24 protein-coding genes and 1 other RNA gene are annotated in these 25807 nt (G+C 62.9%); 17 read left to right on the forward strand and 8 right to left on the reverse strand.

Features of this window, described 5'->3' with window-relative positions; all coding sequences use genetic code 11:
• Positions 1-17: 17 nt before the first annotated feature.
• The 7 genes from OKW44_RS34575 to ompA all read right to left on the reverse strand — a co-directional run bounded on the left by OKW44_RS34575 (position 18) and on the right by ompA (position 4607).
• On the reverse strand, positions 18-404 hold the full coding sequence (locus tag OKW44_RS34575) for a hypothetical protein (protein ID WP_162633981.1): 387 nt from the start codon (positions 402-404) through the stop codon (positions 18-20).
• Entirely contained in the window at positions 391-672 is a 282-nt protein-coding gene (locus tag OKW44_RS34580) for a helix-turn-helix transcriptional regulator (RefSeq protein WP_239499134.1), read from the reverse strand. The genes OKW44_RS34575 and OKW44_RS34580 overlap by 14 nt, the downstream gene beginning before the upstream one ends.
• Positions 673-759: 87 nt before the next feature.
• Positions 760-1440, reverse strand: coding sequence for an ATP-binding protein (locus OKW44_RS34585; RefSeq protein WP_018421381.1), 681 nt, complete (start codon positions 1438-1440; stop codon positions 760-762).
• A gap of 317 nt (positions 1441-1757) precedes the next feature.
• Positions 1758-2127, reverse strand: a transfer-messenger RNA (tmRNA) gene (gene ssrA / locus OKW44_RS34590).
• Positions 2128-2271: 144 nt separating this feature from the next.
• Entirely contained in the window at positions 2272-2985 is a 714-nt protein-coding gene (gene gph, locus OKW44_RS34595; protein ID WP_018421380.1) for a phosphoglycolate phosphatase, read from the reverse strand.
• 41 nt (positions 2986-3026) lie between these two features.
• Positions 3027-3725 carry a bifunctional 2-polyprenyl-6-hydroxyphenol methylase/3-demethylubiquinol 3-O-methyltransferase UbiG gene (gene ubiG, locus OKW44_RS34600; RefSeq protein ID WP_018421379.1) on the reverse strand — a complete coding sequence of 233 codons (699 nt, stop codon included), beginning with the start codon at positions 3723-3725 and terminating at the stop codon, positions 3027-3029.
• A 234-nt stretch (positions 3726-3959) separates the two neighbouring features.
• Complete coding sequence (gene ompA / locus OKW44_RS34605) at positions 3960-4607, reverse strand: outer membrane protein OmpA (protein WP_026225971.1); 648 nt, start codon at positions 4605-4607, stop codon at positions 3960-3962.
• Between the two features lie 476 nt (positions 4608-5083).
• On the opposite strand from ompA, the gene gyrA reads away from it, so the two are divergent.
• The 17 genes from gyrA to cysM all read left to right on the forward strand — a co-directional run bounded on the left by gyrA (position 5084) and on the right by cysM (position 24394).
• Positions 5084-7714 carry a DNA gyrase subunit A gene (gene gyrA / locus OKW44_RS34610; protein ID WP_084754157.1) on the forward strand — a complete coding sequence of 877 codons (2631 nt, stop codon included), beginning with the start codon at positions 5084-5086 and terminating at the stop codon, positions 7712-7714.
• 123 nt (positions 7715-7837) lie between these two features.
• On the forward strand, positions 7838-8443 hold the full coding sequence (locus OKW44_RS34615; protein ID WP_026225970.1) for a DUF2059 domain-containing protein: 606 nt from the start codon (positions 7838-7840) through the stop codon (positions 8441-8443).
• Between the two features lie 205 nt (positions 8444-8648).
• Positions 8649-9731 carry a 3-phosphoserine/phosphohydroxythreonine transaminase gene (serC, locus tag OKW44_RS34620; RefSeq protein ID WP_018421375.1) on the forward strand — a complete coding sequence of 361 codons (1083 nt, stop codon included), beginning with the start codon at positions 8649-8651 and terminating at the stop codon, positions 9729-9731.
• A gap of 63 nt (positions 9732-9794) precedes the next feature.
• Positions 9795-10874 carry a prephenate dehydratase gene (pheA, locus tag OKW44_RS34625; RefSeq protein WP_018421374.1) on the forward strand — a complete coding sequence of 360 codons (1080 nt, stop codon included), beginning with the start codon at positions 9795-9797 and terminating at the stop codon, positions 10872-10874.
• An 81-nt stretch (positions 10875-10955) separates the two neighbouring features.
• Positions 10956-12077, forward strand: a complete 1122-nt coding sequence (gene hisC / locus OKW44_RS34630; protein WP_018421373.1) for a histidinol-phosphate transaminase — start codon at positions 10956-10958, stop codon at positions 12075-12077.
• Positions 12078-12138: 61 nt separating this feature from the next.
• Entirely contained in the window at positions 12139-13083 is a 945-nt protein-coding gene (locus OKW44_RS34635) for a prephenate dehydrogenase (RefSeq protein ID WP_018421372.1), read from the forward strand.
• A gap of 18 nt (positions 13084-13101) precedes the next feature.
• Positions 13102-14406 (forward strand): 3-phosphoshikimate 1-carboxyvinyltransferase, encoded by a 1305-nt coding sequence (aroA, locus tag OKW44_RS34640; protein WP_018421371.1) that lies wholly within the window; start codon positions 13102-13104, stop codon positions 14404-14406.
• Between the two features lie 47 nt (positions 14407-14453).
• Positions 14454-15140 carry a (d)CMP kinase gene (gene cmk / locus OKW44_RS34645; RefSeq protein WP_018421370.1) on the forward strand — a complete coding sequence of 229 codons (687 nt, stop codon included), beginning with the start codon at positions 14454-14456 and terminating at the stop codon, positions 15138-15140.
• A 164-nt stretch (positions 15141-15304) separates the two neighbouring features.
• Positions 15305-17038: a 30S ribosomal protein S1 gene (gene rpsA, locus OKW44_RS34650; protein ID WP_008921410.1), complete on the forward strand. Its 1734-nt coding sequence runs from the start codon at positions 15305-15307 to the stop codon at positions 17036-17038.
• A gap of 21 nt (positions 17039-17059) precedes the next feature.
• Positions 17060-17383: an integration host factor subunit beta gene (locus OKW44_RS34655; RefSeq protein WP_006050255.1), complete on the forward strand. Its 324-nt coding sequence runs from the start codon at positions 17060-17062 to the stop codon at positions 17381-17383.
• 298 nt (positions 17384-17681) lie between these two features.
• Complete coding sequence (locus tag OKW44_RS34660; protein ID WP_013090140.1) at positions 17682-17975, forward strand: LapA family protein; 294 nt, start codon at positions 17682-17684, stop codon at positions 17973-17975.
• A gap of 69 nt (positions 17976-18044) precedes the next feature.
• The gene (lapB, locus tag OKW44_RS34665) at positions 18045-19220 is read left to right on the forward strand and encodes a lipopolysaccharide assembly protein LapB (protein WP_018421369.1); all 1176 of its coding nucleotides are present in this window, start codon (positions 18045-18047) and stop codon (positions 19218-19220) included.
• Positions 19221-19346: 126 nt separating this feature from the next.
• Complete coding sequence (locus OKW44_RS34670) at positions 19347-20750, forward strand: UDP-glucose dehydrogenase family protein (protein WP_018421367.1); 1404 nt, start codon at positions 19347-19349, stop codon at positions 20748-20750.
• On the forward strand, positions 20716-21723 hold the full coding sequence (gene rfaE1 / locus OKW44_RS34675) for a D-glycero-beta-D-manno-heptose-7-phosphate kinase (protein ID WP_084754155.1): 1008 nt from the start codon (positions 20716-20718) through the stop codon (positions 21721-21723). The genes OKW44_RS34670 and rfaE1 overlap by 35 nt, the downstream gene beginning before the upstream one ends.
• A gap of 85 nt (positions 21724-21808) precedes the next feature.
• Positions 21809-22801, forward strand: coding sequence for an ADP-glyceromanno-heptose 6-epimerase (gene rfaD / locus OKW44_RS34680; RefSeq protein ID WP_018421365.1), 993 nt, complete (start codon positions 21809-21811; stop codon positions 22799-22801).
• A 78-nt stretch (positions 22802-22879) separates the two neighbouring features.
• Complete coding sequence (locus OKW44_RS34685; RefSeq protein ID WP_026225969.1) at positions 22880-23254, forward strand: ComEA family DNA-binding protein; 375 nt, start codon at positions 22880-22882, stop codon at positions 23252-23254.
• A gap of 237 nt (positions 23255-23491) precedes the next feature.
• On the forward strand, positions 23492-24394 hold the full coding sequence (gene cysM / locus OKW44_RS34690; protein WP_018421363.1) for a cysteine synthase CysM: 903 nt from the start codon (positions 23492-23494) through the stop codon (positions 24392-24394).
• Between the two features lie 111 nt (positions 24395-24505).
• Here cysM and mltB read toward each other — a convergent pair whose 3' ends face one another.
• Positions 24506-25684 (reverse strand): lytic murein transglycosylase B, encoded by a 1179-nt coding sequence (gene mltB, locus OKW44_RS34695; protein WP_018421362.1) that lies wholly within the window; start codon positions 25682-25684, stop codon positions 24506-24508.
• Positions 25685-25807: the final 123 nt, after the last annotated feature.

Below are 25807 nucleotides of genomic sequence, written 5' to 3' on the forward strand. Positions count from 1 at the left end.
GCTCCAGCGCTCGTTGCTCACAGCGCCCCCCTGTGTGAACGCTGCGTCATCGCATCCCAGAGCGAGCCCCGCGCATTTTCCTCGACCCATGCGCGATGCTCGCGCCATTCGTCCGCTGTCATGCATGACTCGCAGCGAATCAACTCCTTGCCGATCAGACGTTCGAAACGGGCGAGTAGCACCTCGGTCTTACGGCGGCGCGGACCTCGCACGACGGCGCAGCGTTCCTGTTCGCGGAGCTTCGGCGCTGGGGCGGCTTCGCTCCGCGCCGCCAGCGTCGCCGGACGGCTTGCTTCGACGTAGGGCAGTTCGCCGCGCCACCGCACCCAGAATTCGGCGCGCGCGGCGGCGAGCGCTTCGGCGTCACCGGGCGGCGCGTTGATGTCCGGTTCAGGCTCGGCCACGGCGGACACCCTTGGCCGTTTGCGGCGCGCGGCTCGCGTCGATCTGCTGCTGCACCCAGGCGACCACTTCGGCCTCGATCCAGCGCACCGCCGCGGTGCCGATGGTGACGGGCTTCGGGAAGTCGCCGCGTGCGATGCGTTCGTAAATTGCGCTGCGTTCCATGCCGCAAATCTGCGACACGCGGCGGCGCGAAATCAAGATGGGGGTGCTGTCAGTCATGTTGTCACCTCGGTTAAGGAAGGTGCGCGCCGGGGTGTGGCGCGGCATGGCTGCATTAAAGATGGACGGCGCGGGAAAAGCACCGCAGTTGCGGCGTGTCTTACCGCAATTGCGGCGGTCCGCGCGGCCGACGCGTCAGGAAGCGTCGATACTGCGGTTCGCTGCCGCGAATCGTTCTTGTAACGTGCGTTGCGAAATGCCGGGTTTAGCTGGGAACGCTGCCAGCAAAGCCTGTATAACGGCGGCCTGGCTGTCATAGCGCGCGCCCGCGAGGTCTTGTACCTGCGATGGCGTCAGCAGGCGTACCAGGCCCGCAATGATGTTGAGGTAGGTGGTTTCCGAACGTTCGCCTGGCGGAGCGCTCTGTAACTGCGCGCTCATACGGTCCACGATGCCTTTCAGGGAATTGCGTTCGGCTTCGACATTGGCCCTGGCATCTTCCAGTTCGCGGATACGCCCGTTAGCGCGGATCAAGGTTTGTTCCTTCGCATCGTGTGCGGCCTTGAGCGACTGATAGGCTTCCTGCGTGATGCCCGGATGGATACCGCGTTCGACTTCATCGAACAGGAATGCAGGCCGTTCGCTCGGGGCAATTGCTTTCGCCCACTCTTTCAGATCTAGCCCGTACACGTGCCGACGTTCATAAGCGACGTGCTCGCCCTTCGGGAGCCGCCGTCCGTTCTCCCTGCACGCGTCCAGTTCGCCTGCGTCAATCGCAAGGTGCATTGCGCGGATGCGCGGCTCAAGACACGGCAGATACGGATGACGCAACACTGCGCGCGACATCGCATCCGACTCACCAACCGGCACCGCCATTCGCAGTTCCTGTCTTACCTCTTCACGCGCGACGCGGCACCATAGCGCCGCTGCCTCGGGAACGGGATACACCGAATAGCACGCCTGGACGGTTTCGCAAGAATCGTCTTTTCCACCGCTTGCTCATTACGGCCTCCCTCGTCGCGCACCGCACATAGCCGGATTCTAGCGGAGTGTGGCGAACGCGCGACGGCCCTCAAACGGCAGGAAAAATCGCCGGGTAGCCGTGAAACGTTGCCCGATGATGGGCTAATTGATGGGCCAGAAAAAGCAAAACCCCGCAAGCCTTTGAATTTGCGGGGTTTTGCTTTAAAAAATGGTGGAGGCGGCGGGAATCGAACCCGCGTCCAGAAGTCCTCTACGACCAGTTCTACATGTTTAGTTCTGTCTTTTGATTTAACCGTAGCGACGCGGACGAACACGCTGCGCTACGGCGATTCACTAAATTTTCGACCCTGACGTCGTGCCGCCGCCAAGGCTTAACTGACGTATATGACCTCTGTCGGTATTGCTACCGGTCTTGCGACACTAGCCCGTCAGTGAACTAGGCAGAGGACGGCGGCCCTTAGGCTGCCAGTGCGAACGTATCGTCGTTTGCAGTTACGTTTTTCCCATTGATTAACGAGGTGACGGGTCCTCGACATGCCCTAGCCGCTTCGCAACCCCTGTCGAAACCAGGTCGCCCCCGCGGTTCGTTGCTCACATATGTGAGCCAAACGAGATTTTACAATAGATCGAGAGCCGCGTCGTGCATCCTGGGTGGCCGCTGAATGGTGCAACATGGTTAACAAGAGTGCCGGACGCGCCCTTCAGCCGATCTGTCTGACTTTGTCAGCCGATGTCGCGCAGCAGGGTTTGCAACTCGGCCGTCGATTCTACGACGTGTTGCGCGTGCCACCGTGTCGGCGGAATGTCGTTGCCGCAATAGCCGTACGCCGCGGCGACGGTCTTCATGCCGGCGGCAAAACCGGCCTGCACGTCGCGCAGATCGTCACCGATATAGACGACGCGCTCCGGCGCGATGTCCAGCTCGCGCGCCGCGTGCAGCAACGGCGCGGGGTGCGGCTTCGAATGCGGGGTCGTATCGCCGCTCACCACGCAGCCGGCGCGCTCCTCGAGCCCGAGTTGCGCGACGAGCGGCTCGGTGAGCCGCGCGACCTTGTTCGTGACGATGCCCCAGCGCACGCCGCGCGCGTCGAGTTCGTCGAGCACTTCCGCGATACCCGGAAAGAGCGTTGTCTCGATGCACAGATCTGCTTCGTAGTTCGCGAAAAACTCCTCGCGCATTGATGCGAATTCGTGATGATCGGGCCCGATGCCGAACGCGCCGCAGATCAGTCCGCGCGCTCCGGCTGAAGCCAGCGGGCGCAGCTTCTCGAGGGGCACCATCTCGAGTCCCCGGTCGTGGCGCATCTTGTTGGCGGCGGCCGCGAGGTCGGGCGCCGTGTCGGCAAGTGTGCCGTCGAGGTCGAATAGCACGGCGAGGCAAAAGCCGAGCGTGTCGTCGTTGTCTTCGCGTTGCGGCAGGGGAGTCGGGTCGCTCATTGTTCGTTTCGGATAAGGCGGATCGGGGCGGTTCGGGCAATTTAGGCGTCGCGGCGACAGGCGAGCATATAGTTGACGCTCGTGTCGGACGACAGCGCGAAACGCTTGCTGAGCGGGTTGTACACGATGCCCTTGATGTCGGCCGTGCGCAACTCGGCGGCGCGCACGAAGCCGGCGAGCTCCGACGGGCGGATGAAGCGCGCGTAGTCGTGCGTGCCCTTCGGCAGCATTCGCGCGATGTATTCGGCGCCGATCACCGCGAACAGATACGACTTGACATTGCGGTTCAGCGTGGAGAAAAACACCCAGCCGCCCGGTTTCACGAGATTCTTGCAGGCCTCGACGATCTCGGCCGGCCTGGGCACGTGCTCGAGCATTTCCATGCAGGTGACCACGTCATAGGTGCCCGGTTCGCGTGCGGCCAGCGCCTCAGCCGCGATTTCTTCGTAATCGACGGTTACACCGCTTTCAAGACTGTGAAGGTCGGCGACACCGAGCGCCTGCGTCGACAGATCGATACCCTTCACATGAGCGCCCAAACCTGCCATCGATTCCGACAGGATGCCGCCGCCGCAGCCGATATCGAGCACCTTTTTGCCGGCGAGATGGGCGTGGGCGTCGATCCAGCTTAGACGAATCGGATTCAGTTCGTGCAGCGGCTTGAATTCGGCGTTCGGGTCCCACCAACGATGCGCGAGGTCGCTGAATTTCTGTAGTTCGTGGGGATCGGCGTTGGTCATGGTGAAGGCTGCCTCGATGAAAGCGGTGAGCGGACGCTCGAGGATAAACCCTAAGTATATAGGGCGAGAGAAAGAGCGGCAAAAGCGCGTCGTTAGCGGGTGCCGATGCGAGCTGCGAGCCGCTAATAGCGGAGCGGGACGCTCCTGCGTCGCGCATCACGCCCCGTCGCGGCATCCGCGCATAAAAAAAGCCCCGCCGAAGCGGGGCTTTCGATACTGCGGTAATTTTCCAGCTTACTGCTTCGGCGTACCGACGACTTCGACTTCCACGCGGCGGTCCGGTGCGAGGCAGGCGATGAGTTGCTTGCGGTTCTTCTGATTGCAACCGGTGGTAACCGGGTTGCGCGGACCCTTGCCTTCCGTGTAGATACGGTTGGCTTCGACGCCCTTGCTGACCAGGAAGGCCTTCACAGCTTGAGCACGACGCAGCGACAGACGGTCGTTGTAGGCGACGGAACCGATACGGTCGGTGTGGCCCGTAGCAACGACGACTTCGAGGTTGATGCCCTGGATCTTCGATGCCAGTTCGCTCAGACGTTCCTTGCCGGCCGGCTTCAGGATTGCCTTGTCGAAGTCGAACAGCGCATCAGCTTGATACGTAATCTTTTCACTGGAGATAGCCGGAGCCGGAGCGACCGGTGCCGGCGGGGTCGGTGCCTGAGCAACCAGAGCGCCGTCGCACTTGGCGTTAGCCGTTGCGGGCGTCCAGAATGCATCGCGCCAGCAAAGCTCGTTCGTGCCATTCATCCACACGTATTCGCCAGTACCATTCACCCAGTTGTCGTTGGTAGCTTGTCGCGATGCCGGCACCGACTGCGCCATGGCGGATGCAGCCATAACTGCGGTAGCTGCAATGAACGCGAGCTTTGAAAGTTTATTCATATTTCTCCTCTCGAAATTGAGATTACCGCAGGTTTACTGCGAGCCTGTTGACGAAGACCAGTCATACATTGCTCGAAGTATAACATTGGTGAGGAACAAAAACCGTCTGTGTAGACTTCGAGCAGCGTCTCGACTCTTTGTGCGTTGGCATTTTGCCATATCGTTCCCTTCCGACGAAAAAAAAATCCGTCCCCGATCAAATCCCCCTCCAATTGTGGTGCATGCGCAACAAACGTTTTCGTCTGAGTGGTCCGCCGGCTCGGGCTGAGCGGCGAATCGGTCGCCTGCAGGAATCGAGCCTGACGAGGCCGAAATTGTGCGATCGGCGAAGTGTTGGCGGGTGCCCCTCTACCATGTATACGTACCTTCGTCGGGCGTGGATTCGTGGCATGTTAGAATCGCGTGATGCGTTGCGCCTGCAATGCTTACGCGAAGAAGCGGCGAAACCGCGCCTTCGCACGTAAAAGATACGGATAATGGATCAATTCGCCAAAGAGACTCTGCCAATCTCCCTTGAGGAGGAAATGCGCCGTTCGTATCTCGATTACGCGATGAGCGTGATCGTAGGGCGAGCGCTTCCCGATGTCCGCGATGGCCTGAAGCCGGTGCACCGGCGCGTGCTGTACGCGATGCACGAGCTGAACAACGACTGGAACCGCGCCTACAAGAAGTCGGCGCGTATCGTCGGCGACGTTATCGGTAAATACCATCCGCACGGCGACACCGCTGTCTACGACACGATCGTACGGATGGCGCAGGACTTCTCGCTGCGCTACATGCTCGTCGACGGCCAGGGGAACTTCGGTTCCGTCGACGGCGACAACGCCGCGGCGATGCGTTACACCGAAATCCGCATGGCGAAGATCGGCCACGAGCTGCTGGCCGACATCGACAAGGAAACGGTCGACTTCGCGCCGAACTACGACGGCAGCGAGAACGAGCCGGCTATCCTGCCCGCGCGCATCCCTAATCTGCTGATCAATGGTTCGTCCGGCATCGCGGTCGGCATGGCGACCAATATCCCGCCGCACAACCTCAATGAAGTCGTCGACGCGTGTCAGCATCTGCTGAAGAACCCGGAAGCGACGATCGACGAGCTGATCGAGATCATCCCCGCGCCCGACTTCCCGACCGCCGGCATCATCTACGGCGTGGCCGGCGTGCGCGACGGCTATCGCACCGGTCGCGGCCGCGTCGTGATGCGCGCGCTGACACACTTCGAGGAAATCGACCGTGGCCAGCGCATGGCGATCATTGTCGACGAACTGCCATATCAGGTGAACAAGCGCTCGCTGCTCGAGCGCATCGCCGAGCTCGTCAATGAGAAGAAGCTCGAAGGCATTTCCGACATCCGCGACGAATCCGACAAGAGCGGCATGCGTGTCGTGATCGAACTGAAGCGCGGCGAAGTGCCCGAGGTCGTGCTGAACAATCTGTACAAGGCGACCCAGCTTCAGGACACGTTCGGTATGAACATGGTCGCGCTCGTCGACGGCCAGCCGAAGCTCCTGAATCTGAAGGAAATGCTGACGTGCTTCCTGTCGCATCGCCGGGAAGTGCTGACGCGGCGCACCGTCTATGAACTGCGCAAGGCGCGCGAACGTGGTCACGTGCTCGAAGGTCTCGCGGTTGCGCTCGCGAACATCGACGAATTCATCGCGCTCATCAAGGCCGCGCCGACACCGCCTATCGCCAAGCAGGAGCTGATGTCGCGCGCGTGGGATTCGTCGCTCGTGCGCGAAATGCTGTCGCGCGCCGAGTCGGAAAACGCGTCGGCGGGCGGTCGCGAAGCTTATCGTCCGGAGGGACTTAACCCGTCGTTCGGCATGCAGACCGACGGCCTCTACCGTCTGTCCGATACGCAGGCGCAGGAAATCCTGCAGATGCGCCTGCAGCGACTGACCGGTCTCGAGCAGGACAAGATCATCGGCGAATACCGCGACGTGATGGCACAAATCGCTGACCTGCTGGACATTCTGGCTCGCCCGGAACGCATTTCGGCGATCATCGTCGACGAACTCACGTCCATCAAGGCCGAATTCGGCGATGCGCGTCGCTCGAAGATCGAGTTGAACGCGACCGAGCTGAACACCGAAGACCTGATCACGCCGCAGGAAATGGTCGTGACCATGTCGCACGCGGGCTACGTGAAATCGCAACCGTTGTCCGAATATCGAGCCCAGAAACGCGGTGGTCGTGGCAAGCAGGCCACTTCCATGAAGGAAGACGACTGGATCGACACGCTGTTCATTGCCAATACGCACGACCACATCCTGTGCTTCTCAAACCGCGGCCGCGTGTACTGGGTCAAGGTCTACGAAGTGCCGCAGGGTTCGCGCAATTCGCGCGGCCGGCCGATCGTCAATATGTTCCCGCTGCTAGAAGGCGAAAAGATCACGGTCGTGCTGCCGGTCAAGGAGTTCTCGGCCGACAAGTTCGTGTTCATGGCGACCGCGTTGGGAACGGTAAAAAAGACGCCGCTGGAAGCATTTAGCCGGCCGCTGCGCAAGGGTATTATTGCGGTCGGTCTCGATGAGGGCGATTACCTGATCGGCGCCGCGATCACCGACGGCCAGCACGACGTGATGCTGTTCTCGGATTCGGGCAAGGCAGTGCGCTTCGACGAAAACGACGTGCGTCCGATGGGCCGCGAGGCGCGCGGCGTGCGCGGCATGCAGCTCGAGGACGGCCAGAACGTGATCGCGTTGCTGGTGGCCGGCGACGAGCAGCAGTCGGTGCTCACCGCAACCGAGAACGGCTACGGCAAGCGCACCCCAATCACCGAGTACACGCGTCACGGCCGCGGCACGAAGGGCATGATCGCAATCCAGACGTCGGAGCGTAACGGCAAGGTCGTTGCCGCGACGCTCGTGGACCCGGAAGCGCAGATCATGCTGATTACCACGACGGGCGTGCTGATTCGCACGCGCGTGTCGGAAATTCGCGAAATGGGACGCGCAACGCAAGGTGTTACACTCATCAGCCTTGACGAAGGGACCAAGCTGTCCGGTCTGCAACAGGTAGCTGAGGCCGAGGTCGAGTCGGAAAGCGATTCCGACGGCTCCGCTGAAGGCGATAACGGCGGTGAGGGCGGCGGCGCGGCTTGATCCGTGCCAGCGGCTTTCAGTCTGCGTTAATACGTTGAAGCTGCGCTGCGGTCACCGCGTACCGGGCCGGTACGCCTTCCCGTGTGGCGTGCAGTTCAAGTTAATTTCTCTGAGGGAGTAATGATGCAAAAACGATTCAAACAACTGATGTTGCTGGCTGCCATCGTGCCGACCTTCGCCATGGCTCAAGCGCTGCAGAACCAGGCGCCTGCAGCGCCGGCTGCCGCAGCAGCACCGGTTGATCCGGCCAAGCAAGCTGCCATCAAGGAGCTGCTCGACGCCATCGATGCGCAGAAGCTGGTTGGCGCAATCGGCAACAGCGCGCAGATGCAGGCCAAGCAGCTCGTTCCGGCAATCCTGTCGGACGCGCTGACCGAGAACAAGACGATGACGGACAAGCAGAAGCAAGCCGCCGTGCCGACGCTGCAAAAGAACGCGGTGCCGAAGCTGGTGGACAGCGCGGGCCAGGTGTTCGCGACCGACTCTTTCCGTCAGGACGCGATGCAAGCTCAGTACGACGCGTACGCGAAGTACTACAGCACGTCGGAAATCAAGGATCTGACCACGTTCTACAAGAGCCCGACCGGTCGCAAGTTCATCCAGGTGCAAGACCAGGTTGGCCGCGATGTCGTGAACGGTCTGATGCAGAAGTACATGCCGGAATCGATCAAGGCAACGCGTGACCAGGCCGACAAGGAAGTCGCATCGGTCAAGCCGGCTGCCAAGTAATTCCGCTCGCAGGCTGCGCTGATCAGCGGGCCTGTCGTCGCACCCGTTGGGCCACCCGGCGTGGCGGGTTGGCGGCGACAATGCGATAATGGCCGTTTGCGCACTGGCGCAGACGGCCATTTTCTTTTTCGGCGAGCCATTTCGCGGTTCTTTTCGCCGATTCCCGCGCGACTTCGTTATTTCGCGCCCGCTTCCAGGACCTCACATGCGCGTCTTTAATTTCTCCGCCGGCCCGGCGGCCATGCCCGAAGAAGTGCTGCGCCAGGCAGCCGACGAGATGCTGAATTGGCAAGGCAGTGGTATGAGCGTGATGGAAATGAGCCATCGCGGCAAGGAATTCATGTTGATCCACGAGGAAGCGCTGACCGATCTGCGCGAGTTGCTGCAGGTGCCGGCAAGCCACCGCATCCTGTTTCTGCAGGGCGGCGGACTCGGCGAAAACGCGATCGTGCCGATGAACCTGCTCGGCTCGAAACCGCGCGCCGATTTTGTCATCACCGGCTCGTGGTCGGAGAAATCGTTCAAGGAAGCGCAGAAATACGGCAGCGTGCATCTCGCCGCGACCGGCAAGACAGCCGAGGGCTTCACTCGCGCGCCGGTGCGCTCGGAATGGCAGCTGTCGGACGATCCGGCTTACGTGCACTTGTGCACCAACGAGACCATTCACGGCGTCGAAACCTTCGAGATTCCCGACCTCGGCGATATTCCGCTCGTCGCCGACGCGTCGTCGCATATTCTGTCGCGCCCGATGGACATCGCCAAATACGGCGTGCTATTCGGCGGTGCGCAGAAGAACATCGGCATGGCCGGCGTGACGGTCGTGATCGTGCGTGAGGACATGCTCGATCGCGCGATGCCGATCTGCCCGTCGGCGTTCGAATGGAAGACCGTCGCCGAGAACAATTCGATGTACAACACGCCGCCCACCTACGCGATCTATATCGCCGGGCTCGTGTTCAAGTGGTTGAAGAAGCAGGGCGGCCTCATAGGGATGGAGGCACGCAACCTCGAAAAATCGAAGCTGCTGTACGACACGATCGACTCGAGCAGCTTCTATCTGAACAAGGTCGAACGTGGGTCGCGCTCCCGGATGAACGTACCGTTCTTCCTCGCCGACGAGTCGCGCAACGAAGATTTCCTGTCCGGCGCGAAAGCGCGGAGATTGGTGCAGCTAAAGGGCCACAAGTCCGTCGGCGGCATGCGGGCGTCGATTTATAACGCCGTCCCGCTCGAAGGCGTCAAAGCGCTTGTCGAATACATGAAGGAATTCGAACAGCGCAGTGCCTGAGTCACACTGACCGGCAGGCGTGCGCATCTTTTCCAGCAGTTACCCGGCAGAGCCGTTTTACGCATGGACGACGAACTCAATACACGACTCAAACCTCTGCGCGATCGCATCGACGCGCTCGACGCGCAGCTGATCGCGCTCCTGAACCAGCGTGCGTCGGTCGCGCTCGAAGTGGGCGAGGTCAAGAAGCATTTCAACGCGCCGGTGTTCCGGCCCGAGCGCGAGATGCAGGTGATCGCGCGCCTGCAGGAGATGAGCGCGGGGCCGCTTGCGGACGAACACATCAGCGCGATCTGGCGCGAGATCATGGCTGCGAGCCGCGCGCTGGAAAAAACCATCAAGGCCGCGTACCTCGGGCCGGTCGGCACCTATAGCGAACAGGCGATGCACGAGTACTTCGGTCAGTCGATCGAAGGGCTGCCGTGCCCGTCGATCGACGAAGTGTTCCGCTCGGTCGAGGCGGGCGCCGCCGACTACGGCGTCGTGCCGGTCGAGAATTCGACCGAAGGTGCAGTGTCGCGCACGCTGGATCTGCTGCTGCAAACGCAACTGACCATCGGCGGCGAACTCGCATTGCCGATTCATCACAACCTGCTCACGCAAAACGGGCTCGCCGGCGTCACGCGCGTGTGCGCGCACGCCCAGGCGCTCGCGCAGTGCCAGCGCTGGCTGTCGACCAACGCGCCGCATCTCGAGCGCCAGGCGGTATCGAGCAACGCGGAAGCCGCACGGATGGCAGCCGAAGATCCGACCGTCGCGGCCATCGCCGGCGATCGCGCCGCGATCCACTACGGTCTGCAGGTCACCAACGCGCTGATCCAGGACGATCCGCACAACCGCACGCGCTTCGTGATGATCGGCAAGCAGCCGACCGGTCCGAGCGGCTACGACCAGACCTCGCTGATTGTGTCCGTCGTGAACGAACCGGGCGCGATGGTCAAGCTGCTCGAGCCGCTGGCGCGCCACGGCGTGTCGATGACGCGTTTCGAATCGCGCCCGGCGCGCGTCGGCACGTGGGAGTACTACTTCTATATCGACGTCGAAGGCCATCGCGACGACCCGGCCGTGGCCGCCGCGCTCGCCGGGCTCGGCGAGAAGGCCGCGTTCCTGAAAATACTCGGCTCGTATCCGCGCGCCCGGTAAGGGCTGGCAGCGCAGTCCGGGCGGCACCAAGTGCGCTGCCCGAACGCATATTTCACTATCCATCGCCGTTCGGAGATTTTCATGACAGCGTCTTTCGGCCCTTCCTATGTACGTGCGATCGCGCCGTACATCGCCGGCAAGCCGATTTCGGAAGTGGCCCGCGAGTTTGGTCTCGACGAGGCGAGCATCGTGAAGCTGGCATCGAACGAGAATCCGCTCGGTATGCCGGAATCCGCGCAACGCGCGATGGCGCAGGCGATCGCCGACCTCGGCCGCTATCCGGACTCGAACGGTTTCGAACTGAAGGCGGCACTCGCCGCGCGCTACGGCGTGCCGGCCGAGTGGATCACGCTCGGCAATGGCAGCAATGACATCCTCGAACTCGCCGCGCACGCGTTCGTCGAGAAGGGCCACGCGGTAGTGTTCTCGCAGTATTCGTTCGCGGTCTATGCGCTCGCAACGCAAGGCGTCGGCGCGCGCGCGATCGTCGTGCCGGCCGTGCACTATGGTCACGACCTCGACGCGATGCTTGCCGCGATCGACGACGACACGCGTCTCGTGTTCGTCGCCAATCCGAACAATCCGACCGGTACGTTCGTCGACGGTCCGACGCTCGATGCGTTTCTCGGCAAAGTGCCGCGCCATGTGGTCGTCGTGCTCGACGAGGCGTACACAGAGTATCTGTCGGCGGACAAGCGCTATGACTCGATCGACTGGGTGCGCCGCTATCCGAACCTGCTGGTGTCGCGCACTTTCTCGAAGGCGTTCGGCCTGGCGGGCCTGCGTATCGGCTTCGCGATCGCGCAGCCCGGGTTGACCGATCTGCTGAATCGACTGCGTCAGCCGTTTAACGTCAATACACTCGCGCAGGCCGCGGCGATTGCGGCACTGAACGACAGCGCATTTCTGGAAAAGAGCGCGGCGCTGAACGCGCAGGGCTATAAGCTTTTGACTGGGGCGTTCGACAAGCTCGGTCTCGAATACGTGCCGTCCGAAGGTAACTTCGTGCTCGTGCGCGTCGGCGGTGACGACGAAGCCGGCGCCCGGGTGAATCTCGCGCTGCTGAAACAGGCTGTGATCGTGCGACCGGTGGGCAACTACGGTTTGCCGCAGTGGCTACGCATCACGATCGGCCTGCCGGAGGAAAACGAAGCGTTCCTCGCGGCGCTCGAAAAGACGCTTGCCGAGCCTGCCGCTGCGTAAGCATTGCTCCTTGATCCCGCGCGTCGGCCGGCAGGAGCGGCGCGCTTATTGTCCGTATTGTGTGAGCGACGTGGCCGCGTTTTCTTTTAACAAGCTGGTGATTTTCGGTGTCGGCCTGATTGGCGGATCGCTCGCGCGCGCGTTGCGTGAACGCGGCGAGGCCGGCGGGGCACGCACGGTGGTTGGGGTGGGACGGACGTCCGCGTCGAGCGAGCGCGCGTTGGCGCTCGGGGTGATCGACGGCGCTGCGGCGCTCACCGACGACGCCTCGCTGCGCGACGCGCTCGCGGGCGCGGACTTCGTGCTGCTCGCGGCGCCGGTCGCGCAGACGCAGCCGCTGCTCGAACGCATCGCGCTGCATCTCGACGCCAACACGATCGTCACCGATGCGGGCAGCACCAAGTCCGACGTGGTCGCCGCCGCGCGAGCGGCGCTCGGTGCACGGATCGGCCAGTTCGTGCCGGGCCATCCGATCGCCGGCCGCGAGTCGAGCGGCGTCGACGCCGCGTTGCCCGATCTCTACGTGAACCGCAACGTCGTGCTGTGCCCGCTGCCGGAGAACGCGCCGGAAGCGGTCGAGCGCGTCGCGGCGATGTGGCGCGCCACCGGCGCCTTGGTGCGGGACATGACGCCGCAGCAGCACGATCGCGTGTTCGCGTCGGTCAGTCATCTACCGCACGTGCTGTCGTTCGCGCTCGTCGAACAGATCCTCAATTCGCCCGACGCCGCTTTGAAGTTGTCGTTCGCGGCGGGCGGATTCCGCGACTTCACGCGCATCGCCGCGTCGAGTCCGGAGATGTGGCGCGACGTCTGCGTCGCCAATCGAGCGGCGCTGCTCGACGAGCTCGACGCGTATACCGCGGTGCTCGCGCGCCTGCGCACGGCGATCGAGGCCGGCGACGGCGCCGCGCTCGAAGCGGTGTTCGCGCGCTCGCGCGTCGCGCGCAGTCAGTGGCAGGAGCAGCGCGCGGCTGCTGGCGTGGCCGCCAGCGACGCGTCCAAATAACCGGAAACTGGACACATCATGGAATTCCTCGATCTCGGACCTTTTTCCCGTGCGTCCGGCACGGTTCGTCTGCCCGGCTCGAAGAGCATCTCGAACCGCGTGCTGCTGCTCGCCGCGCTCGCCGAAGGCGAGACGACGATCACGAACCTGCTCGATTCCGATGACACCCGCGTGATGCTCGCCGCGCTCGAAAAGCTTGGCGTACGTCTGAAGCGCGACGGGGACACCTGCGTCGTGACCGGCACGCGCGGCGCGTTCACCGCGCGCACGGCCGACCTGTTCCTCGGCAACGCGGGTACGGCGGTGCGTCCGCTGACCGCGGCCCTCTCCGTGAACGGTGGCGACTACCGGATCCACGGCGTGCCGCGCATGCACGAGCGGCCGATCGGCGATCTCGTCGACGGCCTGCGCCAGATCGGCGCGAAGATCGACTACGAACAGAACGAAGGCTATCCGCCGCTACGCATCCGTCCCGCCCAGATCACGGCCGACGCGCCGATCCGCGTGCGCGGCGACGTGTCGAGCCAGTTCTTGACCTCGCTGCTGCTGACGCTGCCGCTCTTGCGCACCGCGAGCGGCGTCACCACCGTGCAGGTCGACGGCGAGCTGATCTCGAAGCCGTACATCGAGATCACGATCAAGCTGATGGCGCGCTTCGGCATCGACGTCGAGCGTCATGGCTGGCACCGGTTCGTGGTGCCAGCGGGGCAACGTTATCAGTCGCCAGGCACGATCATGGTGGAAGGGGATGCGTCGTCGGCGTCGTATTTCCTCGCCGCGGGAGCGCTCGGCGGCGGCCCGCTGAGAGTGGAAGGGGTGGGCCGCGCGAGCATCCAGGGCGACGTCGGCTTTGCCGATGCTCTGATCAAGATGGGCGCGAACCTGCAGATGGGCGAAGACTGGATCGAAGTGCGCGGCGTCGGCAACGATCATGGCAAGCTCGATCCAATCGACATGGACTTCAACCTGATCCCCGACGCGGCGATGACGATCGCGGTCGCCGCGCTGTTCGCGGACGGCACGACCACGCTGCGCAACATCGCGAGCTGGCGCGTCAAGGAAACCGACCGCATTGCCGCGATGGCGACCGAGCTGCGCAAGGTCGGCGCGAAGGTGCAGGAGGGCGAGGATTTCCTCGTAGTCACGCCACCCGAAAAGCTGATTCCGAACGCCGCGATCGACACCTACGACGACCACCGTATGGCGATGTGCTTCTCGCTCGTGAGCTTGGGCGGTGTGCCGATCCGCATCAACGACCCGAGGTGCGTCGGCAAGACGTTCCCCGATTATTTCGAGCGCTTCACGGCGCTCGCGCAACCCTGATGCAACCCAGATTCGCGTGCGAATTGCCCGATGTGCGACATTTTTAGATGAAATCGATCCGTCCCTTTCACCAGACGCCCGTCATTACGATCGACGGCCCCAGCGCCTCCGGCAAAGGCACTGTGGCCGCGATGGTGGCCGCCAATCTCGGCTTTCACCTGCTCGACAGCGGCGCGCTCTACCGGCTCGCGGCACTCGCGAGCCTGCGCTACGAGATTGCGGCAGACGACGTCGACGCACTTGTCAAACTGATCGACGACCTTCATATCACGTTTCGCGAGGCGCTCGCGCAGCTCGACGGCGTCGATGTATCGACCGAAATTCGTGCCGAGGAAGTGGGTAGCCGCGCCTCGGCGATCGCCGTGCACGCGCCCGTGCGAACCGCGTTGGTGGCGCGTCAGCGGGCGTTTCGCAAGGAGCCGGGGCTCGTCGCCGACGGGCGTGACATGGGCACCGTGATCTTTCAGGATGCCGTGCTGAAGGTGTTCATGACGGCGAGCGTCGAGGCCCGCGCGACGCGCCGGCATAAGCAATTGATCCAAAAAGGATTTTCTGCTAATATAGATGACTTGCTCCGGGATTTGCGTGAGCGCGACGAGCGTGACAGTCAGCGCGCGGCCGCGCCGCTCAAGCCGGCGGCGGATGCAAAGCTGCTTGATACCTCCGCATTGTCGGTCGACCAGGCGGTCGAGCAGGTGGTGCAATGGTACGAAGCGCTGGTCCCGCATGCGTAACTGAAACGGTCACGCGGTAGTGGCCACACAGCGGCAGTCCTGTTGTTGGTAGGTGCTTCGCGATGGTCGCGAAGCGTTGTTTTTTTAACCCTTTAACCCCGCGTGGCGTTCGCGTATTTGCCGCAGTTGCTGACCAGTCCGGTGAGCCAGGCGTTCCGAAGACCATGCAAACTCTGATTTTTATGTCCGACCTGCAAACCTCTACCCCGAATACCGAATCTTTTGCGGCTCTGTTCGAAGAGTCGCTGACCAAGCAGGACATGCGCGCTGGCGAAGTGATCTCCGCGGAAGTCGTGCGTGTCGACCACAACTTCGTGGTCGTGAACGCTGGTCTGAAGTCCGAAGCCTACATCCCGCTCGAAGAGTTCCTGAACGACGCGGGCGAGGTAGAAGTGCAGGCGGGCGACTTCGTTTCCGTCGCGATCGACGCGCTGGAAAACGGCTATGGCGACACCATCCTGTCGCGTGACAAGGCGAAGCGTCTGGCTTCGTGGCTGTCGCTGGAAAAGGCGCTGGACAACAACGAACTCGTAACCGGCACGATCACGGGCAAAGTCAAGGGCGGTATGACCGTGATGGTCAACGGCATCCGCGCGTTCCTGCCGGGTTCGCTGGTTGATACGCGTCCGGTCAAGGACACGACCCCGTACGAAGGCAAGACGCTCGAATTCCGCGTCATCAAGCTCGACCGCAAGCGTAACAACGTCGTGCTGTCGCGCCGCGCTGTCATCGAGGCAACGCAGGGCGAAGAGCGCGCGAAGCTGCTCGAAACGCTGAAGGAAGGCGCGATCGTCGAAGGCGTGGTCAAGAACATCACCGACTACGGCGCGTTCGTGGACCTCGGCGGTATCGACGGCCTGCTGCACATCACCGACATTGCATGGCGTCGTGTGCGTCACCCGAGCGAAGTTCTGTCGGTTGGCCAGGAAGTCACCGCGAAGATCCTCAAGTTCGACCAGGAAAAGAACCGCGTTTCGCTCGGTATCAAGCAACTGGGCGACGATCCGTGGGAAGGCATCTCGCGCCGTTACCCGTCGGGCACGCGTCTGTTCGGTAAGGTCACCAACATCACCGACTACGGCGCATTCGTCGAAGTGGAATCGGGCATCGAAGGCCTCGTCCACGTGTCGGAAATGGACTGGACCAACAAGAACGTTGCTCCGTCGAAGGTTGTCCAATTGGGCGACGAAGTCGAAGTCATGGTTCTCGAAATCGACGAAGACCGCCGTCGTATCAGCCTCGGCATGAAGCAGTGCAAGCCGAACCCGTGGGACGACTTCAGCCGCAACTTCAAGAAGGGCGACAAGATCAGCGGCGCCATCAAGTCGATCACCGACTTCGGCGTGTTCATCGGTCTGCCGGGCGGCATCGACGGTCTGGTTCACCTGTCGGATCTGTCGTGGAGTGAAACCGGCGAGGAAGCCGTTCGCAAGTACAAGAAGGGCGACGAAGTGGAAGCGATCGTTCTCGGCATCGACGTCGAGAAGGAACGTATTTCGCTGGGTATCAAGCAGCTCGAAGGCGACCCGTTCAGCAACTACGTTGCAATGAACGACAAGGGTTCGGTCGTCGACGGTACGGTCAAGTCGGTGGACGCGAAGGGTGCTGTGGTCCAGCTGTCGGGTGAAGTCGAAGGCTACCTGCGTGCTTCGGAAATCGCCCAGGACCGCGTGGAAGACGCTCGCAACGTGCTGAAGGAAGGCGACAAGGTCAACGCGATGATCATCAACATCGATCGCAAGTCGCGTGGCATCAACCTGTCGATCAAGGCGAAGGATTCGGCTGAGCAGCAGGAAGCCATCCGCGGTCTCGCTGCTTCGGATTCGAGCGCAGCCGCTACCGGCACGACGAACCTGGGCGCGCTGCTGAAGGCCAAGCTCGACGGCCAGAACCAGTAAGCCTGAGAGGTCTGCTGCAGTATGACCAAATCGGAATTGGTCGCCCAGCTGGCTACGCGATTTCCGCAACTTGTTCTCAAAGATGCGGATTTCGCGGTGAAGACGATGCTCGATGCGATGTCGGAGGCGCTTGCCAAAGGTCATCGCATCGAAATTCGTGGCTTCGGCAGCTTCGGCCTCAACCGCCGTCCCTCCCGCGTCGGACGCAATCCGAAGTCGGGCGAGAAGGTGCTGGTACCCGAGAAGTACGTACCGCACTTCAAGCCGGGCAAGGAATTGCGTGAGCGGGTGGATCGTCGCGCGGGCGAGCCGCTGAAGGCCGAGGAGCCGGATGACGACCTTTAATGGCTCCGCTGTGCGTCTTGCAGCGTGGCATAGCTAGCGTCAGCGGCCAAAGCCAGTCGGCAAAAGACCAGGAAAAGCGCCTTCGGGCGCTTTTTTTTCGTCCATCGTTTGAGAAGAGGGCGCCTTCCGGTGCTGTCTTTGCATTTCGCGAATCACCCGTAAGTGCGCCATCCCGCCACTTGCTGCCCAGCCCCGAGGTCATCCATTACAATACGGGTCACTTCGGCGCGGGCAACACCGTGGCGCGACGCGTCATCGAGCCGGCGTCACCCCGCAACTGCCGTCAAGAGATCTATTCATGAAATTTATCGTCTGGCTGATCCGTGTGCTGGTGTTCGTGCTGCTGCTGGTGCTGGCGCTCTCCAACACGCAACCCGCTACGCTGAATTTCCTCGCCGGCTACGTCTGGTCGGCGCCTCTGATTCTGATCGGCCTCGCGTTTTTCGTGATCGGCTTGCTCGCGGGGCTCGTGTCGGCGATGCCGGCCGTCGTACGTCTGCGCATGGAGAATGGCCGGCTCAGGCGCGAGTTGCGCGTGGCGCGCGAAACTCCGGCCGTCGTCGAGCAGCCGCCGATGCCACCGCTGATCTGAACTCCGTTGCGCCGCGCGCTCTGAGTGCGGCTTTTCGTTTTCGCTTTCCCGCATATTTGCATTAATCGCATGGATCTAGACTTCTGGTGGCTGCTGGTCATACCCGTCGCATTCGCGTTCGGCTGGATGGCGGCGCGCTACGACCTCAAGACGCTGCTGTCCGAAAGCGCGAACCTGCCGCGGTCCTATTTTCGCGGCCTGAACTTCCTGCTGAACGAGCAGCCCGACCAGGCGATCGACGCATTCATCGAGGTCGTCAAGCTCGACCCTGAAACGGTCGAATTGCATTTCGCGCTCGGCAATCTGTTCCGCCGGCGCGGCGAAACGGATCGAGCGATCCGCGTGCATCAAAATCTGCTTAGCCGCGCGGACCTGCCGGTCAGCGAGCGCGATCACGCGCTGTACGAACTCGGCCAGGACTTCCTGAAAGCGGGTCTGCTCGACCGTGCCGAGGAAACCTTCCGCTCGCTGCAGGCGGGCGATTACGCACTGGGCGCGCAACGCGCGCTGTTGACGATCTACGAGATCGAGAAGGACTGGGTCAAGTCGATCGATACCGCGCGTCACCTCGAAACGATGGGCGCGCCGTCGCTCGACAAGGAAATCGCGCAGTTCCATTGCGAACTTGCTCAGGAAGCGCTGCAGCAGAAGAAACCGGACGAAGCGCGCCATCAGCTCCGTCTCGCGCTGAAGGCGAACCCGACCAACGTGCGCGCGACGATCCTGTTCGGCGACGTCGACGCTGTCGGCGGCGCGTCCGAAGCGGCGATCGGTCAATGGCGCCGCGTCGAGGAGCAGAACCCCGCGTATCTGCCGCTCGTCGCCGAGAAAATCATGAAGGAGTATGAAGCGCTCGGCCGCGCGCAGGAGGGCGCCGATCTGTTGACCACGTGGGTCGACCGTCATCCGAACAACGATCTGCTCGATGTCGCGTATCAGCACGTCGCGTCGCTGCGCGGCGCCGATGCCGCGCATGCGCTCGCGCGCACGCAGATGCAGAAGTCGCCGAATCTGGCCGGCATGACGCGTCTGCTCGAAGCGCAGCAGGCCGTCGCCGAAGAGCCGCGGCGCAGCGAGCTCGAACTGATGCGCACTCTGATCCGCCAGCGCACCAAGAATCTGCCACGCTATACGTGCCAGAATTGTGGTTTCCGGGCGCGGCTTTTCTACTGGCAGTGCCCGGGATGCAGCGGTTGGGAAACCTATGCGCCGCGCCGCATCGAGCCGATTACCGCTTCGAGTTGACGCCGCACGGGCGGCTTTGGCCGCGTCGGCGTTCATTGCCCCGCAACCGCTCCGCGAATTTCGCAACGAGTTTATCGCCGGCCTCATGAGCGGCATTCATTACCGGAACCTTCCACCGGAAAGCGTATGAAAATCACCATTATCGGCACCGGCTATGTGGGCCTTGTCACCGGCGCATGTCTCGCCGAAATCGGCAATGACGTCTTCTGTCTCGACGTCGATCAGCGCAAGATCGACATCCTCAACAAGGGCGGCGTGCCGATTCACGAACCGGGCTTGCAGGAGATGATCGCCCGCACGCGCGCGGCTGGCCGCATCACGTTCTCGACCGATGTCGCCGCGAGCGTCGCGCACGGCGACGTGCAGTTCATCGCGGTCGGCACGCCGCCCGACGAAGACGGCTCCGCCGATCTGCAATATGTGCTCGAGGCCGCGCGCAACATCGGCCGCACGATGAATGGTTTCAAGGTGATCGTCGACAAATCGACGGTGCCGGTCGGCACCGCGCAGCGCGTGCGCGCGGTGATCAATGAAGAGCTCGCGAAGCGCGGGCTCGCCGGCAGTGCGCAGCATCGCTTCTCGGTCGTGTCGAATCCCGAGTTCCTGAAGGAAGGTGCAGCCGTCGACGACTTCATGCGCCCCGACCGTATCGTGATCGGTATCGACGAAGACGAACCGGGCGTGCGGGCGCGCGAAATGATGAAGCGTCTGTACGCGCCGTTCAACCGCAATCACGAACGCACGTTGTACATGGACGTTCGCTCGGCCGAGTTCACCAAGTACGCGGCCAACGCGATGCTCGCGACGCGCATCTCGTTCATGAACGAGATGTCGAACCTCGCGGACAAGGTCGGCGCCGACATCGAAGCGGTGCGCCGCGGCATCGGTTCCGATCCGCGCATCGGCTATCACTTCCTGTATGCGGGCTGTGGCTATGGCGGCTCGTGCTTCCCGAAGGATGTGCAGGCGCTGATCCGCACCGCGAGCGAGAGCGGCCATAACCTGCGGATTCTCGAGGCGGTCGAGGAAGTGAACTACCAGCAGAAGGACGTGCTCGTGAACAAGATCACCGCGAAGCTCGGCGAGGATTTGAGCGGCCGCGCGTTCGCGGTGTGGGGTCTCGCGTTCAAGCCGAATACCGACGACATGCGCGAGGCGCCGAGCCGTCGCGTGATCGGCGAGTTGCTTGCGCGCGGCGCGAACGTGCGTGCGTACGATCCGGTCGCCGTGACCGAGGCGCGTCGCGTATTCGCGATGGATCTGCACGCTGCGCCAGAGCATCTGGCGCGTCTCACCTTCATGAGCACCCAGGACGAAACGCTGATCGGCGCCGACGCGCTCGTGATCGTGACCGAGTGGAAGGAGTTCAAGAGTCCTGATTTCGTGCATCTGAAATCGGTGCTGAAGACACCGCTGATTTTCGACGGCCGCAATCTGTACGAACCGGACGCGATGACCGAGCTCGGTATCGACTACCACGCCATTGGACGCCCCTATGCCCAACCCTCTGAACTTCCGGCCGATGCCTGAGGCCATGCCCGCGGCGCCCGCGTCCATGACGGCGCAGAAGCTCACGGTCGTGCCGCGCGCGCAGCTCAACGCGGCGCGCGTGCTGGTGGTCGGCGACGTGATGCTCGACCGATACTGGTTCGGCGACGTCAATCGCATTTCTCCGGAGGCGCCCGTGCCGGTCGTGCACGTGCAGCGCCAGGAAGATCGGCTGGGCGGCGCGGCGAACGTCGCGCGCAACGCGGTCGCGCTCAGCGCGCAGGCGGGTCTTCTGTGCGTGGTCGGTCATGACGAGCCCGGCGAGCGCATCGTGCAGCTGCTCGGCGAAAGCGGTGTGACGCCGCATCTGGAGCGAGATCCGGCCTTGCTGACGACGATCAAGCTGCGCGTGCTGTCGCGTCAGCAGCAATTGCTGCGCGTCGATTTCGAAAACTCGCCGGCACACGAGGTGCTGCTAGCGGGCCTCGCGCGTTTCGACGAGCTGCTGCCGTCATACGACGTGATCCTGATGTCCGACTACGCGAAGGGCGGCCTCACGCACGTCACGCAAATGATCGCGAAGGCGCACGCGGCTGGCAAACCCGTGTTGGTCGATCCGAAGGGTGACGACTGGGAGCGCTATCGCGGCGCGACGCTGATCACGCCGAATCGCGCGGAATTGCGCGAGGTCGTCGGACAGTGGAAGTCCGAGGAAGATCTGATCGCGCGCGTCACGAAGCTGCGCGCCGAGCTCCAGTTCAAGGCGCTGCTGCTGACGCGCTCGGAGGAGGGCATGACGCTGTTCTCCGACGATGGCATCCTGCACGCGTCGGCCGTTGCGCGCGAAGTGTATGATGTGTCGGGCGCGGGCGACACGGTGATTGCGACACTCGCCGCGATGCTCGGCGCAGGTCTTTCGCTCGTCGACGCGGTCGGACTCGCGAATCGCGCGGCCGGCATCGTAGTCGGCAAACTGGGCACCGCCACCGTCGACTACGACGAACTCTTTTCCTGATGCAGCCCGCGGGGCGCCGTCGTCCGACGGACCAGCGGGCCCCGCGCGGCGTTGACTGAACGAAGCTCACTACCGCAGGATCACCATGACCGTCATCGTCACCGGCGCGGCCGGTTTTATCGGCAGCAATCTCGTGAAGGCGCTCAACGAGCGCGGCGAACAGCGCATCATCGCCGTCGATAACCTCACGCGCGCGGACAAGTTCAGGAATCTGGTCGACTGCGAAATCGACGACTATCTCGACAAAACCGAATTCGTCGAGCGCTTCAGGCGCGGCGACTTCGGCAAGGTGCGCGCTATCTTCCACGAAGGCGCCTGCTCGGACACGATGGAAACCGACGGCCGCTACATGATGGACAACAACTACCGCTATAGCCGCGACGTGCTGGACATCTGCCTCGCGCAGAACGTCCAGTTCCTGTACGCGTCGTCGGCGGCGACGTATGGCGGCTCGAGCCGCTTCGTCGAGGAGCGCGAGGTCGAGCAGCCGCTGAACGTGTACGGCTATTCGAAGTTCCTGTTCGATCAGGTGATTCGCCGCGTGCTGCAGACGGCGAAGAGCCAGATTGTGGGCTTCCGTTATTTCAACGTCTACGGTCCCCGCGAAACGCACAAGGCGCGCATGGCGTCGGTCGCGTTTCATAACTTCAACCAGTTCCGCGCCGAGGGCAAGGTCAAGCTGTTCGGCGAGTACAACGGCTATGCGGCCGGCGAGCAGACGCGCGATTTCATCTCGGTCGAAGACGTCGTCAAGGTCAACCTGTTCTTCTTCGATCATCCGGAGAAGTCAGGCATTTTCAATCTCGGCACCGGCCGCGCGCAGCCGTTCAACGATATCGCGAGCACTGTGGTCAACACGCTGCGCGCGCTGAACAACGAGCCGGCGCTGTCGCTTGCGGATCAGGTGCAACGCGGCCTGATCGAATACATTCCGTTCCCCGACGCGCTGCGCGGCAAGTATCAGTGCTTCACGCAGGCCGATCAGTCGAAACTGCGCACGGCCGGCTACGACGCGCCATTTCTGAGCGTGCAGGAAGGCGTCGATCGTTACGTGCGTTGGCTGTTCGGCCAGGTGTGATTCGTACGTCATCCTCTTTAAACTGGAATCTCCTGGCCGGTGATGGTCGCCGGCCAGTGGCAACAGGGAGATTCCAATATGTTTCGAAAAGTACTGGTTACCGCGGCGATGCTCGCCGCTTTCGGCCACGCGTATGCGGCGGTCGACGTCAACACGGCTAACGAAGACGCGCTGCGCGGCATTAAGGGCATCGGTCCGGCAAAAGCCAAAGCGATTGTCGAGGAACGTAATGCGCACGGCCCGTTCAAGGACGCGGCGGATCTCGGCAAGCGCGTCAAGGGCATGGGCGCGCACACCATCGAGCGCCTGCAGGCGGAGGGTCTCGCTGTCGGACCGGCTGGCGCGGCTGCTAGCACGCAGGTTGCGGCAGCTGCGGCGGGCAAGGAGCCGGCCGCTACGGCCGCGTCCGCCGCCACGCAGAAGGGCGCCGCCGCAGTGGCGGTGAAGAAGTAAGCGGCCGCGAGCCTTGCGCGTGCCATGCCGACGAGCGGCTTGCGGCGCGCAGGGTTCGCGAACGTTCCATTGCATCGATTGGTACGCACGTTTTCCCGCGGCTCGCAGCCGCGGGGTTTTTGCGTAGCATCCGCCTGCATCCATGCGGACAGAAGGGCTGCAGGGCAGCGCCGGAGATCGTGGTTTAGAATCGATGGATTGAAGACACTCTTTCGCGCATCGATTGCTAGACCCCATATGGCATACAAAACGATTGAAGACACGGTCGGCAACACGCCGCTCGTACAACTCGTCCGGCTTCCCGACGACGAGATCCGTAGCCGCAACAATGTGATCCTCGCGAAGCTCGAGGGCAACAATCCTGCGGGGTCGGTGAAAGACCGGCCGGCGTTGTCGATGATCAAGAAGGCCGAAGCGCGCGGACGCATCAAGCCGGGCGACACGCTGATCGAATCGACGAGCGGCAACACCGGCATCGCGCTCGCGATGGCCGCCGCGGTTCGCGGCTACAAGATGGTGCTGATCATGCCGGAAGATCTGTCGGTCGAGCGCCGTCAGAGCATGGCCGCCTACGGCGCGGAAATCATTCTGACGCCGGTCAAAGGCGGCATGGAATACGCCCGCGATCTCGCCGAGCAGATGCAGCGCGAGGGGAAGGGCATCATCCTCGATCAGTTCGCGAACCCGGACAATCCGGCCTCGCACATCGAAGGCACGGGCCCGGAAATCTGGCGCGACACGGAAGGGCGCATCACGCACTTCGTGTCGTCGATGGGCACGACCGGCACGATCATGGGCGTCTCGACGTATCTGAAAACGCAGAAGCAGCAGATCGAAATCATCGGCGCGCAGCCGGAAGAGGGCTCGCGTATTCCGGGTATTCGCAAGTGGCCGGAAGCGTATCTGCCGAAAATCTTCGACCGCAGCCGCGTCGACCGCGTGGAGAACGTCAGTCAATCCGCGGCCGAGGCGATGGCGCGCCGCCTTGCGTCGGTCGAAGGCATCTTCGCGGGCATTTCGTCGGGTGGCGCGTGCGAAGTCGCGCTGCGCATCGCGCGTCAGGTCGAGAACGCGACGATCGTGTTCATCGTCTGCGATCGCGGCGACCGTTATCTGTCCACGGGGGTATTTCCCGCGTAAGCGGGTCGCCGGCGCCTTCGTGGGTGCGCGAACCAATAAAAATGCGCCGGTCGAGCCGGCGCTTTTTTACGTCCTTCAACGCGAGGCGCGCACGGCGACTCGCGGCGCGACTCACTGCGAATCTGAGTTCGACTGATCCGCCTGGCCTTGCGACGCGCCGCCGTTGTTGGCCGCTTTCGCGGCATTCGCCGCGTCGATCGCCTCCATCTGCCCCTTGATCTTCTGACCGAGCTGGTACACCGCGAGCGCATAGAAGAAGCTGCGGTTGTAGCGCGTGAGCACGTAGAAATTCTTCAGGCCGAGCACGAACTCGGTGCCGCGTCCCGGCGTCGGCAGATCGACCACCGTGACCGGCGTGCCCGCTTCGGAAGCAATGTCGAGGTTCGGCTCGTTCAGCACGAGGCCGGCACGCAGCAACTGGTCGAGCGGCCAGTGCGGCTCCGGCTGCCCATTGGCCGCGGCCTGCGCGACACCGAGGCTGCCCGCGTCCGAGCCGATTCGCCATACCACCGGCCGGCCGCTTTCCCAGCCGTTCTGGCGCAGATAATTCGCGACGCTGCCGATCGCATCCGCATCGCTCGTGCGCAGATCGATGCGCTTGTTGCCTTCGTAGTCGACCGCGTATTGGACGATGCTGCTCGGCAGGAACTGCGGAATGCCGATCGCGCCGGTGTACGAGCCGAGCACCGTGTTCGGGTCGATCTGCGCGTCGCGCGTCCACACCAGGTAGTCTTCGAGATTCTTGCGGAAGGTCGCCTGGCGGTCCGCGCGATTCGCGGTGTTCGGATAATCGAAGCTCAGCGTGGTCAGCGCATCGAGCACGCGGAAATTACCCATGTAGCGACCGTAGATGGTCTCGACGCCGATGATGCCGACGATCATCTCCGGCGGCACGCCGAACTCCTGATACGCGCGCTGCAGCGTGGCCCGGTTCTCGCGCCAGAACTGCACGCCGGCATTGACGCGAACCGGGTCGAGGAAGCGCGCCTGATACGAACGCCAGTTCTTGACCGACGGCGTCGGCGACGGCGTGACCAGCTTCACCGCGGTCGCCGAGTAGCTGACGCCGGTGAACAGCGCGTGCAGCGACGCTTCGTCGAAATCGTAGCGCGCGACCATCTCGTTGATGAACGCATCGACGTTCGCGTTGTTCGCATAGCGCTGCGGAATGATCTCTTCCTCGAACGTCTGTCCTTGCGGTACCGGCTGCTGCGGCTGGCTCTGCGCGAGTTGCACCGGCGCTTTCCTCGTGGCGCTTTGCGCGCTCGCGGGACTTGCTGCGATGAACATGCACGATGCGACGATCAGTGAGGCGGCGTGGGTGCCGAGGCGAAGCCGGTTGCGTGGGGATCCTGCGGACAGAGCAAGCTTGACGGTCATGGTGAGCAGTGAGCGCGATGCGTGAAAGGCTGG

It is taken from the genome of Paraburkholderia lebeckiae (genome assembly GCF_050436325.1).
Lineage (GTDB): Bacteria > Pseudomonadota > Gammaproteobacteria > Burkholderiales > Burkholderiaceae > Paraburkholderia > Paraburkholderia tuberum.